We start from the raw sequence: 26,300 nt of genomic DNA, 5'->3' as shown, positions 1-26,300 counted from the left end.
AGGAGAGAGAGATGATATGAGGCCAACAAAAAATCCCACCGTCTGGTGGGATTATTTTATCCAAGATATTTCATCAGGATTTTCGCATGCCCGCTGTCGTGCAGCTTGGCGATGCTCTTTTCACGGATCTGGCGCACACGCTCACGGGTCAAGCCCATCTCGGCACCAATCTCCTCCAGACCACGCTCCTGACAACCAATGCCGAAACACTCCTTGACAATCTTCAGCTCACGGTCTTTCAACACGTTGCGAAGCACATTGTCTAAGTCGGATGTCAGCGACTCGTAATCGACATGCTTGTCTGTACGCGAGTCCTCACCAGAGCTGAGCATGTCAGCCATAGAATTGTCGTCGTCCTCGCCAAAGGGCGCGTCAATACTCATGTGGTGACTGTCTGCTTTAGCGGTCTGCTCAATTTTCGACTCATCAATCTGAGTCAGTTCTGCCAACTCTGTCACAGAGGGGCGACGCTGATGAATCTGCTCGAAACGGTTAATCTCTTGATTAATCTTGCTCAGAGCTCCACTCTGGTTCAACGGAAGACGTACAATACGACTCTGCTCCGCGATAGCCTGCAGGATACTCTGGCGAATCCACCATACGGCATAAGAGATAAACTTAAATCCGCGCGTTTCGTCAAACTTCTCAGCAGCTTTTACCAGTCCGATATTTCCCTCGTCAATCAGGTCGGTCAGTGTCAGACCCTGATGCTGATACTGCTTGGCTACAGAAACGACAAAACGGAGGTTGGCTGTCACCAGACGCTCCTTCGCACGCTCACCCTCAGGACCACCCCTACGGATAGCCTGGGCCAATTCAATCTCCTCATCAATGGTCACAAGGGGCTGACGACCGATCTCTACAAGGTATTTATCAAGTGCTTCACTCGATCGGTTGGTAATGCTCTTTTGAATCTTTAATTGCCTCATATAATCCTTGTTACTCTGAAAAAGTGCGCAAAAGTACAAAAAAAATCGACAAGTTTCGCTTTTCTATCGTTACGATACGCGTTATTTATAATTATTTAACCAAAGAAAGGCACTTGAACGTCTCTATTTGATATCTTCTGGGTAAAAAAGCAATATAGCAGATAGTTTTGCCTCCTATTTCTCGACAGTAAATGTGACTACACCAGGCTGCAACGTGGCCGACTTGGCCGTGATGGAGCCATTGCCTGTAGCCACCACCATGCACTTACCGAAGAAAGCCTTGCGATGGGGCGTTGGAAGGCGACCGTCGACAGACGGAACAACGCGAAATCTCTCCATCGAGGTCTGACTGCCGTTGTCTGTTCCCAGCACCTCACCATCACCCTCATAAATGAAACAGATCTGATCCTCTGCCCAAGGACAGAGGTTACCATCCCTATCCACCACCTCGGCCATGATGAATATGGTCGATTGCCCCTGATAGTCGACAGACAGTCGGATATGATCAGGTGCGCCAGCCGTCTTGATGATCTGCTCGCATACCACCTTCCCGTCTTTCCGCGATACAGCCTTCACCTCACCAGGATCAAATGTTACACGCCATCCCACATGATACGCTGTACAGAGAGGATCATCCTTGCTGGCGGTCTTTCTCTTCACACCCTGGCTCTTGCCATTGACGAATAGTTCCACTTCATCGGCATTATTGTAGTAGCACCACATATCAATCTCATCGCCAGGCACCCAGTTCCAGTGGGGAAAGAGATGCAGCACGGGCTTGGTGGTCCACTCACTCTGATACATATAATAGGTATCCTTGGGGAAGCCGGCGAGGTCGATCAGTCCGAAATACGAGCTACGAGCAGGGAAGCCATAGGGCGTAGGTTCACCGATATAATCGAAGCCCGTCCAGATGAACTGTCCACCCACATAAGGTGTGTGTTTCACCACATCCCACGTTTCCTCATGCGTTGAACTCCACGAGGCATGCATGTTATCGTAGGCCGAACACATATACGACGGATCGGTATAAGGTAGCCACCACTCCTTCGGCGCTACATAGACAGAGTCTGAGGGCATCATATAGTTGCCTCGCGTCTGCAGAGCACTCACACTCTCGGAGAAGATGAAAGGCTTGTCAGGGAAGTCCTGCGGCACATCCTTCACCCACTGGTGGTGGTAGTTAAAGCCGATAATGTCGATAGCGCCACTCTTGAAGAGGTGGTTGTTGGGCGAGGGTTCGTTGCAGCCTGCCGTGATGGGGCGCGAGGTGTCGTAGCGTTTCACAATCTCAGCGAGATGCTGGGTGAGCAGGCTCTGCACCGAGAGTTCGTTGTCCTTGGCCAGTGTCGACTCATCGTGACCCGCATTCAGTATCAGGTTAGCCTGCTCGAGGGTCAAGGTGTCCGCCTCGGCAGAGGACCACTGCTCAAGCACCTCGTTGCCAATGCTCCACATCAGGATCGACGGATGGTTACGGTCGCGCATGACGAGGTCGGAGAGATCGCGCTCGTGCCACTCGTCGAAGAAACGTGCATAGTCGTTCTGGGTCTTCTTGCGTCGCCACATATCAAAACTCTCGTCCATCACGATGAGACCCATCGTATCGCACATGTTTAACAATTCTGGGGCTGGAGGATTATGCGAGCAACGGATAGCGTTCACACCCATCGCCTTCAGCTTCGTGAGCTTACGATGCAGGGCATCCTCGTTGAGGGCAGCCCCCAGACAACCGAAGTCATGATGCTCGCACACGCCGTTGAGCTTGAAGTTTTTACCGTTGAGCCAAAAGCCTGTCCGAGGGTCGAAGCGGAAATCACGAAAGCCCGTCGTGGTCTCATAGATATCTACCACCTTTCCTCTCACTTTCACCTCCGTACGCACCTTGTATGTATTAGGGGCATCGCACGACCAGAGCAGGGGTTTGGTAACTGTTATGGTCGACCTCAAACCCCTCGACCTACCGACAACACGTCCGTTGGAATCCATCAGCGTGTTCTCAACTGTCCCCGCGCCATCAAGCGATACCCCAATATCGAGACGCCCCTTTCCCTTGACCACACGGGCATCGGCATATACGCCCCAGTGCTTCACGTGGACAGGATGGGTCTGTGTAAGCCACACATGACGATAGATACCACAGCCAGAGTACCAGCGGGAGTTGGGCTGATCGGAGTTGTCGACACGCACGGCCACCACATTCTCCCCCTGATGCACATAGGGGGTGATATCATACTCGAAGGTCGAATAACCATAAGGCCGGAATCCCACCTCCTGTCCATTGACATAGACCGTGGAGTTCATATATACCCCATCGAACTCCAGAAAGAATCGGCTCCCCTTAGGAGACGGATCGGCAGAGATCTGGAAGTGCTTGCGATACCACCCTATCCCACCAGGCAGGGCACCGCCACTTGCGCCACTAGGGTTTCCCACATAAAAGTCACCCTCTATCGCCCAGTCGTGAGGCACATTAAGATGACGCCAAGCGCTATCGTCGTAATCCACCTCCGACATCTGGACAGAGTCGGCCAAAAGAAAAAGCCAGTCAGCATCAAGAATCTGACGCTGACGGGCTTGTATCGTTGTCAGTCCGCAAAAGGCACAGACAAGACAAAAGAGAGTCCTCATAACTTCACACTTACGGCCTTTCCATTATACTGCACTATCTTACCCTCTGGATTGTCGAGATTCAGAGGCTTCGGAGCGTCCTTAGAGACCAGCACCACATTGAAACGACGGTTCTTCAGCATACCAGGGAAGCTACCCTTACGAGTGCCGAACGATACGGTCTTGGAAGCATCATCATAGGTAATATCGATCGTGGCATACTTCCCCTTCTCGTAATTGTAGTTCGTCCCCTCATCCTCATAAAGTTGGAACGAACCGTCCTGTCCCGCATAGACGTAGAGGTTGATAAGCTCGGCAGACTTCTCGTCGCTCCACTCCATCTCTGGTCCGAAGGGGATGATAGCACCCTCGCGCACGAAGACAGGTATCTGCTCGTAAGGCGCATCAACCACCAGGCGCTGTCCACCATCGACATACTCGTTGGTGTAGAGGTTATACCAACCACACTGCTTAGGGAAGTAGACAGAACGGTTGCGCGCCTTATAATATCCCACAGGACAAGCCATCAGCGCAGGTCCGAACATCCACTGGTTTCCGATATTCTCCACCTCACGATCGCCATTGAAGTCCATCACCAATGCACGCATCAAAGTATAATCCTTGAAGTGAGCCCATCCAGCCATCGAGTACAGATAAGGCATCAAACGATAGCGCAGACGATCGTAATAGACGAACGACTTGTAAGCAGGATGCTCGTCAGGAGCGATATTCCATATCTCGCGCAAAGGCCACTGACCATGAGAGCGGAAGAGCGGGATAAAGGTACCAAACTGATTCCATCGTGTCTGCAGTTCGCGCCACTCCTTCAGGTCTTCGTTCTCTACCTTGGTGCGGTCATAGAGTTGTTGGGCAGCCACATAACGGTTTTCTACGCAGAAGCCGCCCTGGTCCATGCCCCAGAAGGGAATGCCTGACATCGAGTAGTTCAGACCTGCCGTCATCTGGGCACGCATATCCTCCCAACGAGTACCTATATCACCACTCCATGTGGCTGTCGAGAAGCGCTGTTCACCAGCGAAACCGCTACGAGTAAGCAGGAACACACGCGGCTCATTCTTCTTACCCTTCCACACAGAGCGCTGACCATGATAGATGGCATCTGCATTCACTGTCGAATAGGCGTTGAAGTATTCTGTGGATGTTCCTAAGGCAGTAGGACCACTGAGCGCCTTACGATACCACATCGGGGTACAGTCGCGCACATTAGGCTCTGAGGCATCCATCCACCAGGCATCGACACCAGGCACGCCATTCTTATTATATTTCGTATACAGGTTCTCGTCCATCTGACGCCAGAACATCTTCCGTGCCCCCTCGTCGTAAGCATCGTAGAAGCCATTCGTATAACCAGGTCCCACCCAGTCGTGGATATCGTCCGTAGGCGACTGGACATACATCCATCCCTTAGCATCCAATTCCTTGTAATGATCTGTATTCACATAGAACTTCGGCCATACGCTGATCATAAAGCGGCCATGCATCGCATGTACGCTGTCAAGCATCGCCTGCGGATCAGGGAAGCGCGAAGCCTCAAACTGATGACTGCCCCACTGGTCCTCTGGCCAGTAGTTCCAGTCTTGTACGATATTGTCAATGGGGATATGACGTTTACGGAACTCTGCCAATGTCCCCTCGATCTCATCAGAGGTTTTGTAGCGCTCCCGACTCTGCCAGAAGCCCAAGACCCACTTGGGATAGAGAGTGGCCTTACCTGTCAGGGTGCGATAGCCTGAAACCACCTGGTCGAGGTTCTCACCAGCAATGAAGTAATAGTCCATATCCTTGGCCATCTCACTCCATACAGAGAGCTGCTCGCGATCCTCCTTGCTACGGGGTTCTGCCACACGCAGACCGCAATAGGCCTCACCACCATCAGGGCGCCACTCTATGCGCAACTGCACCCGCTTGCCTTTTTGCAGCTCGACAGCAAACTTATAGGCATTGGGGTTCCAGGCTGTGCGCCAACGCTCCGGCACCACCTCCTTGCCATCAATATACACCTTCACATAACCAGAGTAGTAAAGGATAAACTGATAAAGTTGTGACTTACCTTTGCACTTACCACAACACTCAGGCTCGATAAAACCTTCGTAGGTGACGTTAGCTCCCAACAGGTTGATACCCTTGGGGAAATTCTTGATCCCCCCCTGATCTGTCTTGAGGGCGATGGCCGATTTCTCTGGCGTACCATATTCATAATAAATGCTGTCCTCATCGCGAACCAGTCGCTTTCCGAGAGCATCGACATAGGTTCCTGTCAGATGACCTTCCTTGCCCGTACGATCATAGAGCTTAAAGGCACGGTTCAGTTGCAGATAATCGTTAGGGTTACCAAAACGGCAGTAGCTATAGCTGTCCCAAAGTAGACCGTAGTTCTTGTTAGAGAGCACAAAAGGTATCGACACCTTGGTGTTATACTGGAACAAATCCTCGTTCTTACCTTTCATATTGAACTCCTCACTCTGGTGCTGACCAAGACCATAAAAAGCCTCATCCTCTGGGCTGTCAAACTTCATCTGCCACGACAAACCATGTTTCTGTTCCTCAGGTACAGTATAGCCCGTTTTCATACCTAACTCGCGCTCAGGCACAGTAAAATCCCAGAACTTCTTGCCATCCTTGGCTTCCTTCAACAATGGTTTGTCGTTGGCATCAAAGAAAGCTACTTCGCCCGTGGCCTTTGACACCACAGCCGTCACGTTCTTGGCTTTAACGACCACCGTCTCGCCCTCTTCGCTCACAGAATAAGACCCTTTAGGAGGAGCTGTTTGCGGCACAATCATCAACGAGGCAGGCTTCTCGGGCAGCACATCCTTCGACGTAGCACGCACCCGGATGATATGGTTGTTAATTACTTCCAGACAGATCACCTTTGCCTGACCTCCGTCAGGACGGATTGTCACACCATGAGCGGTTGTCTGCACCGTTGCCGCTATCATCTCGGCAGTCATCAACAGTGCAGCCGTCATCATCAAAAATTTCTTCATAAAATAATTTCGTAGTTTATAGTTAATCTTTATTCTCTTCTTCATCCATGAGCACAGCTTCCTCAACATCCGCATTCTCTAACGGCAGGGTGATCGTGAACACAGAACCACCTCCGGCATTATTGTCGCCTGTGACAGTACCACCATGAGCCGTCACGATATCCTTCACGACAGAAAGACATACGCCAGGATCATCATCGCTCACCACAGGATCGAACATATGCTCCTTGGCACCCTCTGGCAGTCCGACACCATTATCCGAGATTCGGATAGTACCGTGAGAAGGTGTCTTATCGACAAACACCTTGATGCGGCAGTCCTTAGGCGAGAACATCACCGAGTTGTTCAGCAGGATCTGTACAGCCTGGCCCAACTGCTCACGGTCAAACTCAACCATCAGATCTTGTGCCAAGGGAAAGAACGAGAACTTCAGGCGTTTGCCTGCTGGGGCCTTGAACTGTGCGCACTGCTCTTTCATGAACGCCTGCAGGTCGGCAGGCTCCTTGTGCAGTTCACCGAGTCCCCAAGACTGAGGTTCTGGTTCTGATGCCGTCTCCTGCTCCTGAACGATGCTGTTCTGCATCTGAGCCTTCATCTCATTCATCCACTGTTTCTTCATCATCTCCATGCGTAACTGCTCGCGCTCCATCTGGTCGGCATGGCGACCCAAGAAGCGGCGGCGCCACAGGTAGACACCTAGTCCTACACAGAACAAGAAGAGTAGCAGTATCCAACGGTTACGCAATAGTGGTGGTGTGATGGTAATCTCCAGGGTCGACTCGATGCCTCCCATCGTACCGTCCTCGTTGAGCATCCTCACGTGCAGTGTATAACTGCCATGATGCAGCGACATATAGGTGATATTAGGGTCGTTCTCCTCTGTCTTGATCCAGCGGTCACTGAAGCCTTCGAGCATATAGACGAAACGGGAGGGGTTGTGTATCTCACCTTTGTCGGTAGCCAACTGGATGGTAAAATGATTCTCGTCATAACGCAACGTGAGCTCACGACATTCGTTGAGCGCCTTCTTCAAGATGACACGCCCATCGTACTCCTGTCCGACACCCATCTCTTGTCCAAAGAGCTTCAGCCCACTGAAGATCGGCTTCTCCGTGTTGTCGACATTTGCAACGAGTTTGGGGTTGATGACATCCACGCCTCCAAGTCCACCCACGAGTATAAGACCGTCCTTCGTACAACTGATGGAACGCTGGTTATACGGTCCCTGCTGGAGACCATCCTTATTGCTGAAGCTCCGCACGGAGAAAGTCCACTCGCCATCATCCTCCTTCACGGCTACGACATTCGAGATACCATGCTCCGTCACAACCCACATATTATGCTGGTTATCCTCAACAAGACCCACCACACTGGAGCCGAACAGACCCGTGTTCATATCGAGCATGGTCTGCTTACCCGTCTTCGGGTTGACGATACAACAGCCCGCCGTTGAACCATGCCACAACAGTCCACGACTGTCCTCCAACAGACAGGTGGTTGTGGCCATGGCTGCCGGCTGTCCAGGAACAGTAGGTATTGTCATGTTGATGATCTTTCCGCTCACAGGGTTTATCAGCGAGTAGAAAGCAGAATGCCCTACCATCAGCCAACCCTTATTGTTCCATACGGCGGAGGTCATAAAGTTCTCTGGCAGGATGGAGTTATACGAGTTGAAGGTCTCAAACTTTCCCGATCTCAGGTCCAGCTTCTGCACACCGCTACCTAAGGTACCGACCCAGATATTCCCCCACTTATCCTCCGTGACCGACCACACGTTATTATTCAGTAGTCCGCCATCAGCATTCGAAGCCTGGTAATTGTGTATTTGATCACCAGCGATATGTATCAGTCCTCCGTTATAAGTTCCGAACCATACAGACCCATCCTTGGCTGCACACGATGACACCATGATGTCGGAAGCGAAACCATTGTGCGCCTTGTCGTAGACCACACTCTCACCTGTCTGCGGGTTATACTTGATCACACCTCTGTTGTCGGAACCCAGCCAGTAGTTACCCAGCATGTCTTCCGCCGTGGTGTTGATATCACCCATCTCGAGGGTGTTGAAGCCCAGAAGCTTCTCGATATACTGGTTCAGACCACTACGGTAGGAGGCGATCCACATACTGCCGTTCTTGTCGAGCAGCAGTCGCTTGACGGTGTTCTCGCTGAGCGAAGTCTGGTCGTACTTATTGTTCAGGAACTGCTTCACCATCTTTGTCTCCGGATCAATCACGAACAAGCCCTCATGGTCGGTAGCCACCCAGAGCCAACCGCGCTGGTCCATGCACACGTCCCACACCTGCAGGTTTTCCGGCAGTGAGCCGATGCCCATAGCATTGAGATAGCCGTTAAGCGAGTTATACCACTTCTTTTCTTTCTGGTGGTAGACGAACACCCTCGTCGATATCACCCAGATATTACTGCGCTTATCCACATAGACATTGTATGCCTGACTCGTCTGTCCACCGTTCTGTCGCATCCAATTGTCCTTCTTCACCACGGTGCCGTTATCACCATCGAGCACCACCAACTCACCGTCGCTGGAAGTAGCTACCAGTCTGTCGCCCCACTCGCCAAACGACGACAGCCAGAACTCCTTAGGCATCTCGCCCTCGCCATAGCCATATCTGATCAGCTTCAGTTTATTTTTCTTGGGATTCAGGCAGTAGATACCCTCGTCGTAGGTCTTTACCCAGATACGCTTTCTGGAGTCGATATAGAAACGGTCGATACCGCCTTTGATGCGCCACTTGGCCAGCTCCGTCATCGGGTTTCTGTTCACGCGTTCAGTCACGGGGTCGAAGATACTATAGTTCATACCCTGCTTCAGCCACAGTCTGCCCTTGGCATCCTCCCATATTTGGTCCACATAGTTGTTGCGGAGCGTCGTCGTGTCGTTCGGATCAGAGTAATAGGTATGGAAGCGGTAGCCATCGTAGCGGTTCAGCCCATACGATGTCCCCATCCATATAAAACCTTTGGAATCCTGGAACAGACAGTTGATCGTGGAGTTCGACAGACCATCGCGCGTATCGAGGCGACGAAACTTCATATCTGGTATCATCGTGGAGCCTGCTGTCATTATCAGGCACCACCCTAGCAGTAAGACGGTCAACAGTTTCTTCATACAAAAAGCATTAGGTCGTTAATTCGCTACAAATTTAGGAATTTTTTGCGAAACGCACAAATAATTAAGAGAAAAAGCGCTTATATATGAGAGAAAATGTGTACCTTTGCACCAGCAAAAACAGGAAAAGACAAACACAAGAGTAATGAATAGTTGATAATAAGTTAGTTAGAAAACATGGAAGCCAAGACTGTCGTGAGACACTCTTGGTTTTTTTGTTCCCCCTGACCACAAAAGACCTATTTTACCTGTGATCTGATATAGTCGAGCAGATAGAGCACTTCGGTCTGGTTGTCGAAATGATAACGCTTATAATCGTCGCAGGTTATCAGGATATCAGGTATTACTTGTTTGGCGTTCGGATCGTTGGCAGGCAGGAACAGTTGCATGGAGTTGGATATCGACCCTTCGAGCTTCGTCCGTGGAAGAGAAAAGTGTGTCACCTCCATATAGGTGTTTGGAGCCTGACCACTGGGAACACCCACGATCTTCGCTCCCATCTTCCATAGGTAGAACATATAATGGAAGGCTGCGCTGAACGTGTTGGCATCAGTCAGCACATACACCTGCTTGGGGGTATAAACAGGTCGTCCGTTCTGCTTGGCGAGTTTGTTCTTCACACTGCTCATGCAACTCTTAACGAACTGCGCACGTCGCTCGTCAGTCACCGCTTGTGTTTCCTCGTCGCTCTCAAAGAAGGTATAGTCACCATACTCGTAGTCCGCATGGTTCTCGGCATTGAACTGTTCGAGCGTCATGTTGATCTTCTGCAGATAGAGTGGCGACACCAGTCGATAGAAATAGTTCTGGAAGTTTTTCTGCAGATAGTCGTCGCCCCACAGCTGATAGAGTGTGGGTAGCGTGATGGGCGTCCACCCGCCACCATTGCCTCTCAGGTCGATGATCAGGTTCTCGCTCTGGTGATGCTTCATCTGCAGGAGCATCTTCTCAAATTCCTCCGAGAACGACGGCATACTGGAGATGGCCTCGAGGGTGTCAGTAGGCATCTTCTGATGGAACACGTTATCATAGCAGTATTTCAGGTCGTCGTAGAAGTCCATCCCCGTCTGACGCATATATTCTATGTTGTCACGAGCCATGATACTGCTCGCGCGGAAGTACATCGTGTTCTTCTGCTTGTCCACGAATGCGAAAGCCAGATTATCCGTTGGGAAACGATGGTCTAGTGTTGGCTTCACGTTATACCATTCCTTCCACTGTTCAACGGGGATGAGCGCCAATGGCAGTCGCACAACCTTTCCTTCCGGACTCATCAGATGATAGGTGATGGTATCCTGACGAAGATTTGGAATGATCCTGCCGAGCACCACAGGCTGATGACCGCGCGTACAGATGTTCGCCAGTTTGCCGATCTCATTCTCCGCAGGGTACAGTTTCAGCATCTCCTCGCCCAGCACCTTCGTCTGGATGTTCTCAATGGCCATGAGTCTGCTGCCAATCAGGTGCTGGTATTCCCGAGGCAGACGACTGACGATCACACCATCGCCGGCCGCCTTGAAACGGATGGGAACAAGTCTGTCAAAACTCTGTCGCCCTGGATAGTAGATCTGCGTATGACCATCCCTCAGCGGTGCGAGGAAAGCCCTGATACGCCAACACAGTTCCTCACTATTCGTCACACTGTCTTGTTCCAGATCCCAGACCGTCTCAGCGGCAGCCCGATGGAAATACACCTTACCGCCATAGTTCGTATAGGGATCAGGGTGCGTGGTCTCCAGTTGATGAACGAAACAGCGGAAATCCGCTACGATAGAGTCATTGGGTAATTGTGCTTGCACGAGTGTCGCTGCCGACAGCATAGTCAGCAGGAGCAGGGCACGTCTGCTCTGTCTTACGTTATTCATATCGTTTCTTTGTTAGTTTAATCATCTTGTCTGTCTTTTAGACCCAGAAAACGATCAAACCCAAACCCCAAAGCCCTGTTTTTTTTGATTTTTTCACAGACCAGCGTCCAGAAACTTCTCTGGCGGACGCGTCAGATATAGTATTCGGCAGCGTCGACCAGACCAGCCCTCAGGGCGTACCTCGTGGCCTCGTGCACCGTGTTCACGCCGATCTTCCTGAAGATGTTCTTTCTGTGTGTGTTCACCGTATGGAAGCTCGAGAAGCGCTTCTCGGCAATCTCCCTGGTGGTCATGCCGAGGGCTATATCCTTCAGAATCTCCAGTTCCGTGGGTGTGAGCTTCACATCCTCCGACGAGTGACTGACCACAGGTGTCAGCAGGATCTCCGTCATACGCTGACAGATATAGCGTTGCCGCCGCATGGCATACTGTATACACTCCCTGATCTCCTGCAGGGGCGACTCCTTCATCAGCACACTGAAACGGGTGCTCACAGCTATGGCACGCCTCACGAACTCCGTCGACAGGTCGACACTGAACAATATCCAGTGCACCTGCGGGAAGCGCTCGTGCAGGATCTCCAGCTCTTCGATGTCGTTAATATCGAAGAGCGTATAGTCAAGCACTACGACGGCATCGCCCGCCTGCTTCAGTCGTTCGATGAGCTCCGTCTTGTCCGTCGCCTGTTTCCATGTGGCGTCAAGACTGTCGCACAGGTACATCAGTCCTGCCCTTGTGATATCCTGGTTGTCTGCTAATACGATCTGCATATGTTTGATGGTTGTTATTTAGAACGAGGCACGGAAGGTCAGTCTCACCCCATGCTTGTGGGCCGTCGGCAACTCGAGATAGTTCAGTCGCCGCACATACTCCACGTGCAGGATCTTGAAGATATTATGCACACCGAGCGACAGTTCCCAGTAGGGACGGTTCTTGTCCATGATATAACAGCCCTCTGGGAACATCATAAGCACGTCACTGCCCTGATTCTCGGCCAGGTAGGGGTTATTCTTATCCGTGAGCATCCCCCACAGGCATTTCACGCCGATGAACTCGCGCCATTTCAGGCGCTGCAGCAGAGGTATGCGGTTGAATATCTTTCCGTTGAGGTCCCATCGTATCTCGGCCGAGGCATAGCGGTCATTCAAGAACTCCATATTGTTGATGAGGTTGAACGTCTCGTCCTCAAGGATATACGAGAGGTTGGCCACAGGCATGATAAGCAGCGGATAGGGCACGCGGTCCCATTGAGCGCCGAACTTGATGCGCGCATCAAACTTTCCCCAGTTCATGGGCAGCCACAGACGCTTGTACACCTCACCCTCGGTGAAGTTGTACTTGTACTCGCCCCCTAGCACGTTCTTGAAGCCCATCGTGTGCTGGAGACGGAACACGGGGTTATCGAGGTTCAGCGGCCAACGGTGCTTCTTCGTGTTGATATAGCTCTCGCCAGGAGCATAGCGGAATCCCACCGTCGCCTCCGTATAACGGATATGTCCGAGCTGGCGGTGGTCGGAGAGTCGTTCAAGGGCGATATTGCCAATGGGTGCCACCTCTTCCGTCTTCACGTTGGCAAACCAGTAGGTGCCAAACTCCTGCTCGAAGTCGAAACTGAGCTGCTGACGGTTGTAGAGGAACATCTTGTCGACCTTGCTCCACTTGAATGAAGTGAACATGTTATCCTTGTCCGTACGAATGAACTTATCGCTAGGCATGGCCACGTCGCGCATCGTACTGAAGCAGAAGGCCTGTCGCGGGAACTCACGGGGCAGGTATCCCGGCTTGTTAAGTGTCCATGTGATGTCGGCACCATAGTAGTTCTGATGATGCTCCAAGCCATAGGCGTAATAACCCTTCAAGAAGAGGTGCGGATGCAGGAAGGCCGTCGACTGGGCACTGGCACGCAGGCGCAGCTTATCGTAGAAGTTCTGCGACACGATGGTGTTCACTGGTCCGATGTCGACCTTACTGGGGTTGGCCGTCTCGACGAAGTTTTCGATGAGCGACTTGATGCCGAAGACCACCAGCTTGAAACCCTTGATGTTCGACAGGTTCTTCACGAACTGATCCATGTCGTTCTCGCCCTTAGTGAGCTCCACCTGTCGGTACTCGTTCCAGAAGTCGTCGCCCCGCATCTCGGCATAGGCGTCCTTCAGCTCCGTGCGCTTGCCGCGCAACAACTGTTTAGGAATCTCGTCGAAGGCAAAGTCGGTACGACGGTTGGTGCGTATCACCACCACCTTTCCGAGCGACTTCGTCACCTGAAGCTCACAGATCATGTCGTCAACAGAGAGCACCCACTCGCCCGTAGGCAACTTGCTATACTCCTGGAAGCACTGCAGATTATCCACCCAGTTCACCTCACTGGTCTTGGGGATGGTCAGGTTCACGCGTTTCACCTGGTACGACGAGTCGGCCAGCACGAACAACTGTCCGCGGAAGCCCATGTCTATCTGGTTGTTAGGGGTAAAGTCGAGCTGTATGCAGCGCTCGCCGCTGATCTCGAGAGTATCTGTGATATAGAAGCGGTAGAAGGCGATGGCATCACGCCCGATAGGACTGGTGAAGGGATATTGGAACAGTCGTACGTTGTCCTCGTAGATATCGATGTCCGTGAACACCTCCTTCAGCACCGACGTGAGGATGTCACCCGTCTGGAAATAGTCGTTCACACCTGAGGAGTTCTCACCCTTGATGATGGTCTTCTCCGTATGCGGATCCTTGCGGTAGAGCTTCTGCGACACCTTCTCCTCCACCGATACGGGCAGGATGAGTTTGTCGTTATACTGACACATCTCCACCTGATTCAGTAGCCACGGGTGCTTCTTGAACATACCCGTCTCCATAGCCTCTGGCTTCAGGTCGTTCAGTCCCAGCGTGATCTTCTCGTAGTGGTTATACTGGTAGTAGTCGTGCGTCCTGAGATCGCTTTTCTTCTTGGCAGCGATCACTTTCCGCATCAGCTCCACGGCCGGATTATTCTTCCTACTGTAGCGCGACTTCCGCTTGGAGTTGATCACCACCTCCTTCAGTTTCTTTGTGTCGGGCTTCAGACGTATCACCAGGTGATTGGGTGTGCTCGAGGTGATGGTGATCACCTGCGACACATAGCCCACCGAACTGATGGTCAGTCGCCATCCGTTGTGACGTTCAATCTTGAATTTGCCCTCCGCATTGCTCGGCACGGCCACCTTACCGCGATACACAGCACTGGCGTAAGGCACAGGTCCACCGTCCGTCGCATCGAGTATCTCACCCGTGATCTGGGCCCGCATACCCACGACGATCATCAGCAGCACTATAATCAGTAAAAATCTTTTGTTCTTCAATCTTCTGTCCACTAAAATCATATACCTATTTACAACCAAGGTGCAAAGGTACACAATCGCCATCTAAAAAACGCTGATACTCAAAATAGTTTTGCCATTTTTATATTTTTTTATGCCTGAAAAGAACATAATTCAAATTAATATCGTAATTTTGCAAACTATATGAAGCAACCGCCATTACTACCCGTCATCATCGGAACAGGCTTCGGAGCCGGCTTCTGGCCGTGGGGACCTGGCACGGCTGGTGCCGTGGTAGCCACCGTTATCTGGTGGGCGCTGGGCTCAGTACTCAGTCCCGTTGCTCTCACCGTCGTCACAGCCCTGCTCGTCGTTCTGTTCACCGTTCTCGGTACCTGGGCCACAGCCCGTCTGCAGCCCTTCTGGGGCGACGACCCCAGTCGGGTGGTCGTCGACGAGATGGTAGGCGTATGGATCCCCCTGCTGCTGGCAGCCGATCCCCATTACCGCCTGTGGTGGGCATTGGCAGCGCTACTGCTGTTCCGTGTCTTCGACATCGTCAAGCCCTTCGGCATCCGCCGCCTCGACCGTCGTCGCGGTGCGCTCTGGGTGATGCTCGACGATGTGGCGGCAGGCCTCTATTCCGCCCTTGTGCTGGGCCTTATCATCCTGATCACCTATGCCTATACGTCGTGAGCTCTGGACCTTCTGTAAAGCGCAACTGACGGCCCAATTGGCCTCGGCAGTCGACTTCTGCGTGTCGCTGTTCCTGGCCGAGGTATGCGGGGTGTGGTATCTCTACTCCACCTTTCTCGGCGCACTGAGCGGCGGTGTGGTCAACTGCATCACCAACTACCGTTGGGTGTTCCATGCCGAGGGCCTGAAGAAACGCAACGTGGCCGGTAAGTACTTCCTGGTGTGGACGGGCAGCATCCTGCTCAACACCGCTGGCACCTATCTGCTTACCGAACTGTCAGGTCAGCACTTCGTCTATGCCAAACTGGTGGTGGCCGTGGCCGTGGGGTTCCTGTGGAACTACCAGTTGCAGCGGCTCTTCGTCTACCGCGACACCCACCTCATCGACCGTATCAAGAGAAGACCATATAACAAACAAGACATACAAGCATGAACTACAGAGACTTCCTTCAGAAAGTGATCTACCATGTGATCAACCCGCTCATCAGCGCCCTGATCAAGTTGCACATCACCCCTAACATCATCACCTTCGTCGGTCTGCTGCTCAACCTGCTGGCTACGGCCCTGTTCATCTATGCCGCCGTCTATGCACCGCAGCAGCTCAATCTAATAGGCTGGGGCGGAGCCGTCATCCTCTTCGCCGGCCTGTTCGACATGATCGACGGTCGTCTGGCCCGCGTGGGAGGCATGCAGAGCACCTTCGGTGCCCTGTGGGACTCCACCCTCGACCGCTACAGCGAGTTGTTCACCCTGTTCGGCATCGCTATCTACCTGCTACTCAACGGCTATGTATGGAGCGGTGTCGTCACCTTCGCGGCCATGGTAGGCTCCGTCATGGTGAGCTATGTGCGTGCCCGTGCCGAGGGCCTCGCCATCGAGTGTAAGGTAGGGTTCATGCAGCGTCCCGAGCGCGTGGTTGTCACAAGTGTCGGTGCCCTACTCTGCGGCTGCTGCGCCGACGGTGTGTCGTTCGATCCGCTGTGGCTGCTCATCGTACCCATGTACCTCATCGCCATCCTGGCCAATATCACGGCTTTCTGGCGCATCGCCCACTGCTACCGAGTGTTGAACGAGCGCGACCACCAGAAAGCATGAAGTGGTTCGACCTACATAGTCTCTCCCGTGGTGAGGCGCTCACCTGTGTGGTGCTCGCCCTGCTGTTCCTGACAGCCACTGGCCTGTTCATCGGCCTGCGCCCCGAGCACCTGCTCATCACGGGTCTGTTCGTCGTCCTGTTCTTCGCCGCCCCCGCCACGCGCCGCCTGGCCGTGGCCCTGTTGCCCTTCGTGCTCTTCGGCATCTCCTACGACTGGATGCGACTCGTACCCAACTACGAGGTGAACCCCATCGACACCCGTCCTCTCTACGAGGCCGAGCGTGCTCTCTTCGGGATCACCGCTGACGGTCAGTGCCTCATCCCAGGCGAGTACTTCAACGCCCACCACTGGTCCGTGGCCGATCTGCTGGCCGGTCTCTTCTACCTCTGTTGGGTGCCCGTGCCCATCGCCTTCGGCCTGTGGCTTTATTTCAGTGGCCAGCGCCGTCACTACCTGCGCTTCGCCGTCGCCTTCCTGTTCGTCAACCTACTGGGATTCCTCTTCTACTACGTGCACCCTGCGGCACCACCCTGGTATGTGCTCAACTACGGCTTCGAGCCCATCCTCAGCACCCCCGGCAACGTCGCCGGTCTGTCGCGCTTCCAGGACCTCACCGGCCTCTACGTCTTCGACGGTCTGTATAGTAAGAATGCCAACATCTTCGCCGCCGTGCCCTCACTGCACGCCGCCTATATGCTCATCGCGTTCGTCTATGCCGTCATCAGTCGCCAGCGCAAGACCCTCCTGGTGGTCTTCGCCATCATCACGGTGGGCATCTGGGCCACGGCCGTCTATACCTGCCACCACTACATCATCGATGTGCTGTTAGGCATCGCCTGTGCCCTGGTAGGCATCGCCCTCTTCGAATGGGTGCTTTTGCGCATCCCTCCCGTCACCCGTTTCTTCCACCGCTATGTCCGCTACATCGCTGTCCCTGAGCCTGTCAAAGGGACACCACACAATAATTAGATTTACTAACCATTAACAAACAGATTCACACAATGAAAAAGAATCAGAACATTAACTTGAACGATTCAAAGAAGAAGCAACAGTACGCTAAGCCATCGATGCAAACCGTCAACACGAGCCCAACAGGTTTTCTCTGCATCAGCGGCGAATGGGGACTTATAGATTAGGAAGCCTCATCTGTAACAGAATTCATTAGAGATACCCTTCGATATATCTTTACAAACGACCGCTCATAACTCGCGTGGTGATCAGGAACATGATAATGAGCACCGTACACACGAGTTATGGACGGTTTTTCGTATATAACTGATAGCGAATACGTTATACTGCCACAGCATAGAGGGTAGGATTTTACAGTCAAAGAGATAGGGTCTATGAGTCGTGGAGATAGGGTTTACGAGTGTAAGAGATAATCCCTATACCCTATAAGAGATTATCTCCTTCTCTCGTAAGTGCCATTCCTTACGGTTGTGGAGATCATCTCTTTGACTGTAAAGAGGCGGGGGTACCCGGAGTAGGGCCTTTCTCTATTCCGAGTGGACCAAAAGTTCATTGTAATGGGACTAAAAGGAACAAAAGAGGCCCCCTCGTTTTTCTAGTTTGCAACTTTAGGCGAACACTTTTTTAGGCACTTTTCTAGGACAAAACGAAGAGGAGGAGTTGGGTACACGCTCTTCGGCTTGTCCTTCGACAAGCGCAGGAGGCACTCAAGGATCATGGAGGAAGGGATTATCATAGAGGCCGCTTGGGGACTGCCCTTCGACAAGCTCAGGGACCGCCTTTGACGGGATTGGAGGCGCCCTTCGACAGGCTTTGGGGCGCACTTCGACAGGCTCAGGGACCGCCGTCGACGGGATCAAGGGGCATAAATAAAAGGGGCCGGCTCTCACGAGTCAGCCCTTTCATCAATCATGAAATGTAAACATTAATCTTACAATAAGTATTATTAACAGTATTTTCTAAACTCCAAATATCTCTCTTCTCGTTTGCAAATATACTCAAAACAATTGAAGTACACAAGTTTTGAGCCGTTTTTTTTCTTATCAACATCATTTTTTATCTGAGACCCGCAAGAATATACAGGAAAAACAACAGCTGCAAACGGAGAAACGCGAAAGCAGACACCAATAACACAACTGGCTCAGAGACAGAAAAAGAAAAAGGGGCAGGCTCTCACGAGTCCACCCCTCTCCAACAAAATTGTATTGTTTACTATTTACTCCTGTTTATTTTTTTTATTATTCTTAGTCAATCTCCTCGTCGGCCTCGTAGCCGCCCATCTCACGGATGGCATTCTTCAGCATTGTGTACTGCTGGTAGAGATGGTTCACGGCCTCCTCGCCCTGCGTGTAGTCGTGCATGGGCGATTTGAGGAAGAACGACAGGAAGCGTTGCGTGCCGTAACGGCCGGCACGGGCGGCCAGGTCGCTCAGCAGACAGAGATCGAGGCAGAGCGGCGCAGCGAGGATGGAATCGCGGCAGAGGAAGTTGATCTTGATCTGCATGGGATAGCCCATCCATCCGAAGATATCGATATTGTCCCATCCCTCCTTGTTGTCGTTGCGCGGGGGATAGTAGTTGATTCGTACCTTATGATAGTACTGAGTATCCTCGTCGTTTCCATGGCCGTAGAGGTCGGGCTGCACGTCGGGCTTAAGGATGGTCTCAAGGGTGGAGAGCTTCGACACTTCCTTGGTACGGAAGTTGGCGGGCTCGTCGAGTACCAGTCCGTCGCGGTTACCGAGGATATTGGTGGAGAACCAGCCGCTGAGACCCAGGCAACGGGTGCCGATGATCGGGGCGAAGCCCGACTTCACGAGGGTCTGTCCGGTCTTGAAGTCCTTGCCGGCAATCGGCATACGGGTCTTCTCGGCCAACTCCCACATGGCGGGGATATCGACGGTGGTATTAGGAGCGCCCATGATGAAGGGGGCGCCCTCGCTCAGGGCGGCGTAGGCATAGCACATCGACGGGGCGACATGGGCACGGTCGTCAGCCTTCATGGCGGCCTCGAGGTCGCTCAGGCGGTAGTGCACCTGCTCGTCGACGGGCACGTATATCTCGGTGGAAGCGGCCCAGAGCACGACGATGCGCGCACAGCCGTTCTGCTGCTTGAAGCTACGGATATCCTCGCGCAGCGCCTCGACCATCTCCCAACGGGTCTTGCAGTCTTTCACGTTGTCGCCGTCAAGACGCTTGGCGTAGTTCTTATCGAAAGCGGCCTTCATCGGCACGATCTTCTCCAGTTCGTCGCGCACAGGCTCGATGTCCTTCTCCTTGAGCACCTCGGCATACATGGCAGCCTGGTAGGCATTCTGGGGATAGACATCCCAGCATCCGAAGACGATGTCGCTCAGCTTGGCGAGGGGAACGATATCCTTGTAGGGCAGATACTGCTTGTCGGCACCACGACCGATGCGGATCTTATCGTACTGGGTCATCGACCCCACGGGCTTTGCCAACCCCTTACGGGTCATCAGGACTCCTGTCATAAACGTAGTGGCGACAGCACCGTTGCCCACCACCAAGATTCCCAGCTTTCCTTCTGCTGGCTTCACATTTGTCTTTACCATTTTATAATATCTTTGTTTTACGTTTGGTTAATTCAGCATAACAAGGACCTTAAAAGGTTATTGCCCACCTTTGACACGGCAAAGATAGGCAATAATTATGAGAAACCAAAACTTTTTCGGGAAATTTATTTTCCAACATACAATTTGTCGATGTCGATGTCGCCAGAGCCACGCTTCTGACTGGAGAGATGCCGCAGGCTTCCCTTGAGCTCGATGTCGCCAGAGCCATACAGTTCACAGTTTGCACTGTTGCAGCCGTCAGCAAAGTCGACCTTGATGTCGCCAGAGCCCTTCAGCAAGAGCGATGTGGTGTCCACCATATGCTGCCTGATGTCGATGTCGCCAGAGCCGACGAGCTCTACCGTCGTAGCCTGGGTCTCAAGGCGCTGGATATCGACGTCGCCAGAGCCGACGAGTTCGACATGGCAACGGTCACAGAGCAAGTCGTAGATATCAACGTCGCCAGAACCGCGCAGGTCGACATTAATGATGTCGGTATCAATGCGGTGCTCGCTGATGAAGTCGCCAGAACCTTTCAAATAGATGCCCACAAGGTCGGGCGAGGTGACGTGGATAACGGGCTGTGAGCCTGTGGTGATGACAACATTGACGGGGCCCACCTTACTGCGGTTACGGATGCGGAGGGTACCGTATTCGACCTCGGTGATGATACGCTCCACGGCATCTGCCTTACCCTCGACCCGCACGGAGAAGGTGTCGGCCTGGGTGTAATATACGGTGGGCGAGCCACTGATCTCTATCTCCTCGAAGCCCTTCAGGTTTCTGGTCTCCACGACTTTCTTGCCATCGAACGCCAGTGTCCTCGTTACCTCTACGCATGAGCTCAAACTCATGGCCATCAGCAGCAATGCACTGACCTGTAGTATTCTTACTTGTTTCATTTCTTTCTCTTTTAGGGGTTACTTTGTATGTTTGACGCAGGCGGCGTCGGAAAAGTTGCAAGACACATCGTTTATTTTCATCACATCAGAGGCAGACGTACCCAGAACGTGGAACCATGTCCCAGACGCGTCTCCACACCGATGGTGCCGCCCAGACTCTTGGCATAGGTCCTGGCCATGGCCAGACCGAGGCCCGTACCTGGCACGTACTCGTCGAGCTTGACGAAACGCTCGAAGATACGATCTTTGTCCTCTTCGGGGATGCCCTTACCTGTGTCACGCACCCAGATACGTACATGCTCGCCGTCCTGGAGTTCGTAGCCCAGGGTGATACTACCGCTCTCGGTGAACTTCACGGCATTCTGCATGAAGTGGTTGATGATCTCGGTGAGCTTGGAGACATCGGTGGTGAGCATCAGCTCGGCATAGGGGAACTCGGTGGCCACGACCACGGCCGTACGGTCGACGACGGGAGCCGTATGGTCGGCGATACGGCGCAGAAGGGCGTTCAGCTCCGTCTGCGAACGCACCAGACTCTGTCCCTCGGCTTCGACCTTCGACATACTGACCAGTCCGTCGATGACGCGCAGCAGTTTCTGGTTGTTGTTCTGTATCTCGCGGATGAGATGGTTACGGTCCTCGGCATTATCGACCATCGGTAATACATCGGCAAAGCCTACGATGGCATTCAGCGGCGTACGGATCTCATGACCCATATTGGCCAGGAAGGCCGTCTTCAAGCGGTCGCTCTCCTCGGCTTTGTTACGGGCACTAATAAGAGCCTCTTCCAACTGTTTCCTGCGGTCGATGCGCATCGTGGCGCCCAGGATTCGTGAGGGGTTGCCTTCCTCGTCGCGCTCGACGACGGTGCCGTAGCTCTCTTCCCAATAGGTAAGTCCTGCGATACTGGTCTTCACCTGATATTGCTCATGATAGGAGGTGCTGCGACCCGTGCAGAGGTCGTCGAGGGCCACACGCACACGCTGACGGTCGGCTCTGCCCACCATGGCCATGATGATCTCGACAGGGGTGTCGGGAGCCGGCACATAATTGTCCTGTCCCTCACGGAAGTCGCTCTCGATGGTGAGCGTACGACTGGCAGCATCGATATGCCATGTGCAGAGCTTCATGGCGCGCAAGATGAACTCGTACTCGATATTGCCCTGACGCACCTTCTCCAGCTCAGCCAGCTCACTACGGATCTTCTTGCCCGTACGCAGCTGAACGAACACGGCAATGACCAAAGCGATAAACAATAGGATTCCTACCACCCACACCAGGGGGTACAGGTACATGTCTTCCCAGGAGACCATCAGCAGCATTCTAAGCATAGTTTTAAGTTATTCTTCGCAAAAATACAACTTAATTTCGAATAATATCACTTTTCGACGACGATTTTTACTATTTTCCTCCTATTTTTAATAATTAACAAACAAAATGCGCTGTTTTCCATTAACTTGTATTAACTTTGCAGTCGGAATTCCCAAAACGGTCACGGAAGTGATGCCGGACCGCGACAAGGTACTAAGAAATCATGAAACAGAATTATGAAGCAAACCCTGCTCACACAGATGAGCAGGAACTGATCGCCAAGACGTTTATGGGACTGGAACCTGTACTGGCGAAGGAGCTGACCCAACTGGGGGCTAACAATGTGAAGATTGGTAGACGAATGGTCTCGTTTACTGGTGACAAGGAAATGATGTATCGTGCCAACTTTCAGTTGCACACCGCAATCAGAATTCTCAAACCCATCCGCCACTTCAAGGCAAGAAGCGCTGATGATGTGTATGAGGAAATCAAGAAAATAGACTGGACAGAATTCCTGACGACGGAGAAGACCTTCGCCGTCGATGCAGTGGTGTTCTCCGAGGAGTTCCGCCACTCGAAGTTCGTGTCATACAAGGTGAAGGATGCCATCGTGGACCAGTTCCGCGAGGCTACGGGCAAACGGCCTAACATCTCGGTGGCAAACCCCGACATTCGCCTGAACATACACGTGGCCGAGGACAAGTGTACGCTGAGTCTCGACTCCAGCGGTGAGTCGCTGCATCGCAGAGGCTACCGTCAGGAGAGCGTGGAGGCACCACTCAACGAGGTGCTGGCCGCCGGCATGATCCTCATGTCGGGATGGCAGGGCGACACCGACTTCATCGACCCAATGTGCGGATCGGGCACACTGCTCATCGAGGCAGCCCTCATCGCCAAGAACATGGCTCCTGGTCTGTTCAGGAAAGAATACGCTTTCGAGAAATGGCCCGACTTCGACTCTGAGCTCTTCGACCGCATCTACAACGACGAGAGTCAGGAGCGTGAGTTCAACCACCATATCTACGGCTACGATATCGACATGAAGGCCGTGAACACGGCCCTGCTCAACGTGAAAGCGGCGGGACTGACCAGCGTCATCACCGTGAAGCAGCAGGACTTCAAGGCATTCACACAGCCTGCCAACAAAAGCATCATCATCACCAACCCACCCTACGGCGAGCGTATCTCAACGCCCGATCTGCTGGGCACCTATAAGATGATCGGCGAACGACTGAAGCACCAGTTCCTGAACAACGACGCCTGGGTGCTCTCCTATCGTGAGGAGTGCTTCGACCAGATAGGCCTGAAACCCAGCATCAAGATTCCACTCTACAACGGATCGCTGGAGTGCGAGTTCCGCAAATACCAGATCTTTGACGGTAAACTGAAGAACTTCCGTCAGGAGGGCGGTGTCGTGAAGACGGAGGACGAGAAACGGCAGATGGCCGAGAAGCACCGCTTCAAGAAGAACCGTGAGTTCAAGCAGCGTCTGGAGGAGACTGAGCAGAACGAGGAGAGCGATATCCGCTCGTTCACCTTCCACCGTCACGACCTGGAAAACGACAAGCGTAATGAGCGCAGAAGTCGCAGGGAGGGTGGCCGTGAGGACCGCGAAGAGCGCAGAGACCGCAAGGGCGGCTATAAGAGCAGTCCGAACAGAGGTGGTCATGAGCGTTTCGACCGCAGCGGTAAGAGCCGTTCATTCGGCAAAGGCAAAGATTTCGGAAAGAAAAGGAGATTCAACGATGACGAGGATTAAGCAACTGCTGACCATGGCTCTGCTCCTGGCAGTCGCAACAACAATGAGTGCACAAGACAAACTATTCACCCTTGAGGACCTGAACTTCGGAGGTACGAACTACCGTCGCATGCTACCCAAGAACATGTGGCTGACATGGTGGGGCGAGCAGCTGATGTATCAGGATGCTGAGGAGGGCGGCTCCATCGATGCCAAAGGCAATAGGGAAGTGCTCTTCACGCTTGAGGAGATCAACAAGATCACAGCCGACAACGGCATCACGTTCCACAGCGCGATGAATGCCAGCTATCCTTATCCGGACCAGTCGCTTGTGCTTCTGGACAACGGTACGGAGCGTGTGCTCTACGACTTCAAGAAGAAGAGCGTGGCATGGCGACAGGACAGCAAGGGACAGTTGTATGCCGACTGGAACAAGGTGTCCAGAGCGGTGGCCTATGTGAGCGACGACCAACTTTATGTCACTGACGGACAAGGACAGACCTGTCACATCAGCGATGACGGCAGCAGGGAGATCGTATACGGACAGTCCGTACACCGTAATGAGTTCGGTATCGAGAAGGGCACGTTCTGGAGTCCTGACGGACAACGGCTGGCTTTCTACCGTATGGACCAGTCGATGGTGACGGACTATCCACAGGTGAATATCTTCCCAAGGACGGCGACCTATGAGCCCGACAAATATCCGATGGCTGGTATGACCAGTCACGAGGTGACCGTCGGCGTCTATGATACAGCTGCCCACAAGACCATCTACCTTAAGACGCCTTCTTCGGAGGAAACTGGAGAGGCATGCTACTTCACGAACATCGCGTGGAGCCCCGATGCCAAGACCATCTATATGTTCGAATTGAACAGAGCACAGAACGATTGTCGTCTGGTAGCCTACAACGCCGTGACAGGTGAGCGTCTCGGTGAACTGTATCGCGAAGTATCCGACAAATACGTAGAGCCGCTGCATCCCATCAGTTTCCTGCCATGGGATAACACGAAGTTTGTTATGCAGAGTCAGAAAGACGGCTACAACCATCTCTATCTGTTCGACACCAAAGGACGGGAGGTGAAACAGCTCACCACTGGTCCCTGGGTGGTCACTGACGTACTGGGATTCAACCAGAAAGGCAAAAGCATTATCTATATATCCAACGAGAAAGACCCGCTACAGAGAAACATCTACAGCGTGAACGTAGCCAACGGTAAGCGCACCCTACTCGACAAAGGCATCGGCGCCGTGCAGTCGGCCCAGCTCTCTGCCGCAGGTGAACAGGTGGTCGACAAATACTCGGCTCCCGACATCCCGCGGAACATCGAGGTGATAGCCACAGCTAAAGGAAAGGGCTACCAACTGCTCGCTGCCGAGGATCCATGGAAAGGCTACCAGCAGCCGCTCTTCGAATGCGGAAGCATCAAGGCGGCCGATGGGGTAACGGACCTTTACTACCGCATGGTGAAGCCAGCCGACTTCGACCCTGCGAAGAAATATCCGACGGTGGTCTACGTATACGGCGGACCGCACGCCCATAACGTCGAGGCCTCATGGCACTGGTACAGTCGCTCGTGGGAGACGTACATGGCACAGAAGGGTTATGTGCTCTTCATCCTCGACAACAGGGGATCGGAGGATCGCGGACGTGACTTCGAGCAGGCGACCTTCCACCGCTTAGGACAGGTGGAGATGCAAGACCAGATGAAGGGTGTGGAGTTCCTGAAGAGCCTGCCCTATGTCGATGCCGACCGTCTGGGCGTACATGGTTGGTCGTACGGCGGTTTTATGACCATCTCACTGATGACCCACTACCCGGATGTGTTCAAGGTGGGTGTGGCAGGCGGACCTGTTATCGATTGGAAATGGTACGAAGTGATGTACGGCGAGCGCTATATGGGTACGCCTGAGAGCAACCCTGAGGGCTATGCGACCTGCAGCCTCATCCCACAGGCGAAGAACCTGAAAGGGAAACTGCAGATCATTGTGGGTTACAACGACCCCACGGTGGTGCCTCAGCATGCCCTGTCGTTCCTCGACGCTTGCGTGAAGGCCGGCACCCAGCTCGATTTCTTCGCCTACCCTGGTGAGGAGCATAATATGCGCGGCCACGCCAGTGTTCATCTACATGAGCGCATCACCCAGTATTTCGAGGACTACCTGAAGTAGTCTGCCTGTTTGTAG

At 53.0% G+C, this 26,300-nt stretch carries 17 protein-coding genes; 7 read left to right on the top strand and 10 right to left on the bottom strand.

All coding sequences use genetic code 11. The features are described 5' to 3' along the window. Positions 1 to 56: 56 nt before the first annotated feature. The 7 genes from BMY63_RS08880 to BMY63_RS08850 all read right to left on the bottom strand — a co-directional run bounded on the left by BMY63_RS08880 (position 57) and on the right by BMY63_RS08850 (position 14,871). Positions 57 to 929: a sigma-70 family RNA polymerase sigma factor gene (locus tag BMY63_RS08880; protein WP_091900915.1), complete on the bottom strand. Its 873-nt coding sequence runs from the start codon at positions 927 to 929 to the stop codon at positions 57 to 59. 174 nt (positions 930 to 1,103) lie between these two features. Further along, positions 1,104 to 3,560 carry a glycoside hydrolase family 2 TIM barrel-domain containing protein gene (locus BMY63_RS08875; RefSeq protein ID WP_091916052.1) on the bottom strand — a complete coding sequence of 819 codons (2,457 nt, stop codon included), beginning with the start codon at positions 3,558 to 3,560 and terminating at the stop codon, positions 1,104 to 1,106. After that, the gene (locus BMY63_RS08870; RefSeq protein ID WP_091916247.1) at positions 3,557 to 6,547 is read right to left on the bottom strand and encodes a TIM-barrel domain-containing protein; all 2,991 of its coding nucleotides are present in this window, start codon (positions 6,545 to 6,547) and stop codon (positions 3,557 to 3,559) included. Before BMY63_RS08870 ends, BMY63_RS08875 begins: the two co-directional genes overlap by 4 nt. A 22-nt stretch (positions 6,548 to 6,569) precedes the next feature. Next, positions 6,570 to 9,677 (bottom strand): two-component regulator propeller domain-containing protein, encoded by a 3,108-nt coding sequence (locus tag BMY63_RS08865; protein WP_091916050.1) that lies wholly within the window; start codon positions 9,675 to 9,677, stop codon positions 6,570 to 6,572. 239 nt (positions 9,678 to 9,916) lie between these two features. Next, entirely contained in the window at positions 9,917 to 11,542 is a 1,626-nt protein-coding gene (locus tag BMY63_RS08860; protein ID WP_091916048.1) for a S41 family peptidase, read from the bottom strand. Positions 11,543 to 11,673: 131 nt separating this feature from the next. Further along, entirely contained in the window at positions 11,674 to 12,312 is a 639-nt protein-coding gene (locus BMY63_RS08855) for a response regulator transcription factor (RefSeq protein ID WP_091916046.1), read from the bottom strand. Positions 12,313 to 12,330: 18 nt separating this feature from the next. Next, positions 12,331 to 14,871 (bottom strand): DUF5686 family protein, encoded by a 2,541-nt coding sequence (locus tag BMY63_RS08850; protein WP_371113582.1) that lies wholly within the window; start codon positions 14,869 to 14,871, stop codon positions 12,331 to 12,333. 162 nt (positions 14,872 to 15,033) lie between these two features. On the opposite strand from BMY63_RS08850, the gene BMY63_RS08845 reads away from it, so the two are divergent. From BMY63_RS08845 to BMY63_RS12465, 5 genes are all read left to right on the top strand, one after another. Then, the gene (locus BMY63_RS08845; protein ID WP_091916042.1) at positions 15,034 to 15,525 is read left to right on the top strand and encodes a phosphatidylglycerophosphatase A family protein; all 492 of its coding nucleotides are present in this window, start codon (positions 15,034 to 15,036) and stop codon (positions 15,523 to 15,525) included. Next, entirely contained in the window at positions 15,509 to 15,958 is a 450-nt protein-coding gene (locus BMY63_RS08840) for a GtrA family protein (protein ID WP_091900922.1), read from the top strand. Before BMY63_RS08845 ends, BMY63_RS08840 begins: the two co-directional genes overlap by 17 nt. Beyond that, on the top strand, positions 15,955 to 16,620 hold the full coding sequence (locus BMY63_RS08835) for a CDP-alcohol phosphatidyltransferase family protein (RefSeq protein WP_091900923.1): 666 nt from the start codon (positions 15,955 to 15,957) through the stop codon (positions 16,618 to 16,620). Before BMY63_RS08840 ends, BMY63_RS08835 begins: the two co-directional genes overlap by 4 nt. Positions 16,621 to 16,793: 173 nt before the next feature. Further along, entirely contained in the window at positions 16,794 to 17,591 is a 798-nt protein-coding gene (locus BMY63_RS08830; RefSeq protein ID WP_256218986.1) for a phosphatase PAP2 family protein, read from the top strand. 32 nt (positions 17,592 to 17,623) lie between these two features. Beyond that, the gene (locus BMY63_RS12465) at positions 17,624 to 17,758 is read left to right on the top strand and encodes a hypothetical protein (protein WP_256218985.1); all 135 of its coding nucleotides are present in this window, start codon (positions 17,624 to 17,626) and stop codon (positions 17,756 to 17,758) included. Positions 17,759 to 18,835: 1,077 nt separating this feature from the next. Here the strand turns inward: BMY63_RS12465 and BMY63_RS08825 are convergent. The 3 genes from BMY63_RS08825 to BMY63_RS08815 form a co-directional block, all read right to left on the bottom strand. After that, the gene (locus tag BMY63_RS08825; RefSeq protein ID WP_091916039.1) at positions 18,836 to 20,164 is read right to left on the bottom strand and encodes an inositol-3-phosphate synthase; all 1,329 of its coding nucleotides are present in this window, start codon (positions 20,162 to 20,164) and stop codon (positions 18,836 to 18,838) included. Between the two features lie 125 nt (positions 20,165 to 20,289). Further along, entirely contained in the window at positions 20,290 to 21,066 is a 777-nt protein-coding gene (locus BMY63_RS08820) for a head GIN domain-containing protein (RefSeq protein ID WP_091916037.1), read from the bottom strand. Between the two features lie 80 nt (positions 21,067 to 21,146). Then, the gene (locus tag BMY63_RS08815) at positions 21,147 to 22,397 is read right to left on the bottom strand and encodes a sensor histidine kinase (protein ID WP_091916035.1); all 1,251 of its coding nucleotides are present in this window, start codon (positions 22,395 to 22,397) and stop codon (positions 21,147 to 21,149) included. 203 nt (positions 22,398 to 22,600) lie between these two features. On the opposite strand from BMY63_RS08815, the gene BMY63_RS08810 reads away from it, so the two are divergent. Continuing rightward, a complete protein-coding gene (locus tag BMY63_RS08810; protein ID WP_091900928.1) occupies positions 22,601 to 24,136 on the top strand; it encodes a THUMP domain-containing class I SAM-dependent RNA methyltransferase in 1,536 nt (511 codons plus the stop codon). Then, positions 24,123 to 26,285: a S9 family peptidase gene (locus tag BMY63_RS08805; RefSeq protein WP_091916033.1), complete on the top strand. Its 2,163-nt coding sequence runs from the start codon at positions 24,123 to 24,125 to the stop codon at positions 26,283 to 26,285. Before BMY63_RS08810 ends, BMY63_RS08805 begins: the two co-directional genes overlap by 14 nt. Positions 26,286 to 26,300: the final 15 nt, after the last annotated feature.

The sequence above is a fragment of the Prevotella aff. ruminicola Tc2-24 genome (genome assembly GCF_900110895.1).
GTDB lineage: Bacteria > Bacteroidota > Bacteroidia > Bacteroidales > Bacteroidaceae > Prevotella.
This window is presented reverse-complemented; position numbering and strand designations above follow the sequence as displayed.